This window comes from Paenibacillus sp. 01T422, assembly GCF_056398785.1.
The window spans coordinates 1-1,770 of the sequence record NZ_JBFTQB010001119.1; the positions used below are offsets into that span (position 1 = coordinate 1).

Annotated in this window: 1 protein-coding gene; it reads left to right on the forward strand. The window is 48.1% G+C overall.

Features of this window, described 5'->3' with window-relative positions:
* Positions 1–28: 28 nt before the first annotated feature.
* Positions 29–1,770, forward strand: a 1,742-nt coding sequence (locus AC1DUA_RS36275; RefSeq protein ID WP_477504343.1) for an ABC transporter ATP-binding protein, incomplete at its 3' end; no start/stop codon positions are given.

The window sequence follows — 1,770 nt, forward strand, 5'->3', positions numbered from 1 at the left end:
GCTGACCACGGAAAAAGGAGTGTACACGATGGGTTTTATGAAGATTTATGTCAGTAAGCACTGGAAGTTATTTCTGGTTGCTGTCTTTTTCGTGACGTTGGAAGCGCTCGCCGATTTGCTGCAGCCGACGATTATGTCACATATCCTGGACGTAGGCGTTGCGGAGAAACGGCTTGACTATGTATTCCGCATGGGCGGTTTGATGCTGATCATCACCGCGTTCGGTGCAGTTGCTGCCTCGATGCGCAATATTGTCGCAAGCCATGTTTCACAGAAATTCGGCACAGAGCTAAGAAGGGATTTATTCGAGAAAATCCAATCGCTCTCGTTCGCGAATATCGAGCAGTTCGAACGCGCATCATTAATTACGCGATTAACGAATGATGTGACACAGGTGCAGAACTTTGTAAATGGTCTTATGCGCATTTTTGTTAAAGCTCCCCTCCTATGTATCGGGAGTCTCATTATGGCCGTGCGGCTCAATCCAAATTTGGCTGTCGTACTGCTTATCGTTGTTCCGGTCGTCAGCGTGCTCGTTGCGTTGAACTTGAAGGTGGGATTTGCCCGGTTTGTCGGCGTACAAAAGTCGCTGGACAGCGTCAATCGGGTTATTCGGGAATATCTGTCCGGCGTTCGCGTCGTCAAAGCTTTCAACCGTTTTGACCACGAGACTGGCAAGTTTCAACAGGCGAATATCGACTATCAGAACAAATCCATCCGGGTGACGAGGCTGCTGGCAATTTTTAATCCCTCTATCCTGCTCAGCGTCAATTTCGGGATCGCAGCCGTGTTATGGTTAGGAGCCTCGCGCATCAATAACAATCAGATGCAAGTCGGACATATCGTCGCATTCGTCAATTACATGACACAAATTTTGTTCGCACTGATGACGATTTCTATGGTTTTCAACTTATTCGTACGAGCTAAAGCTTCCGCCAATCGAATCGGTGAAGTTTTTGATCAAGTAAATACAATGACATGGGACGTCGCTACGGCACTGCCAACTGGGCGTCAAGGATGCCAGATTGACTTCGAAAATGTTTCGTTTGCCTATGAGGGGGCTTCAGGAGATCCTGTATTGAGAAATATCAATTTGACATGTCTGCCCGGTGAAACGATTGGCATTATTGGGTCTACCGGTTCCGGGAAAAGCAGTCTGGTGAGCCTCATTCCCCGGTTCTATGATACAAGCTCTGGCACGATACGCGTAGATGGTGTAGACATCAGCAAGCTTGATCCAGAGAAGCTGCGTGATCGCATTGCTATCGTGCCGCAGAAATCAATCCTGTTCAGCGGCACGATTGAAGAGAATTTGCGTTGGGGGCATGAGCATGCCACAAGCGATGACATTACGCACGCAGCAAAAATGGCAGAAGCGCATAGCTTTATTACTGCGTTTCCCGAGAGTTATGAAACGATGCTTGGTCAACGTGGCGTGAACTTGTCAGGCGGTCAGAAACAGCGATTGTCGATCGCCCGCGCACTCGTCCGGAAGCCGGATGTTCTGATTCTTGACGATTGCACAAGCGCATTAGATACGACAACCGAGACAAGTATTAAAGAATCGCTCAAATCATTCGCATCTGATGTCACCTGTCTACTCATTGCGCAGCGGATTACTTCGGTTATGGATGCAGATAAAATCGTTGTCATGGACGACGGTGAAATTGTTGGCATTGGCACACACGAGATGTTGATGAAGAGCTGCCGCGTCTACGTAGAAATTTTCCAATCACAATTCGGAAAGGAGCTGCCTCATCATGTCAAAGC